Origin of the sequence: Halalkalibaculum sp. DA384 (genome assembly GCF_043951955.1) — a bacterium.
GTDB lineage: Bacteria > Bacteroidota > Rhodothermia > Balneolales > Balneolaceae > JAMQKA01.
The window spans coordinates 1-355 of record NZ_JBINJE010000126.1; the positions used below are offsets into that span (position 1 = coordinate 1).

Annotated in this window: 1 protein-coding gene; it reads right to left on the minus strand. The window is 53.5% G+C overall.

From position 1 onward, the window contains the following. Nucleotides 1–97: 97 nt before the first annotated feature. The coding region (locus tag ACG2E4_RS18545) for a sugar phosphate isomerase/epimerase family protein (protein WP_395277520.1) at nucleotides 98–355 on the minus strand (258 nt) is incomplete at its 5' end.

Genomic DNA, 355 nt, shown 5'->3' on the forward strand with positions numbered 1-355 from the left:
GATTACAGGTTCTCCGCTTCCGCGCTGCTCGTAATACAGTTGAATTCCGTTGGTTTCGGCGTATGGCATTGGTATTCCTCGGGTTTGTTACAGTGTATTAGTGCAGGGCCGGCAACAGGTCGTTTTTGATCCACTGCCCATCATGGAGCGTGACCTCGTCCGGGTGATCAACGGCTTTCGGAGCTTCATCCTCACAGATGATCCACCCGTCAAAGCCGATATCTTTCAGCCACCGGGTGATTTCAACAAAGTTGACTTTCCCTTCCCCCATCAGGGCAAAGGTATCCGGGCCGGCCCAGTCCTTGTAGTGGACCAGGTTGATCAGCGACTCATACTCCTTCATCTTGGCCAGCGG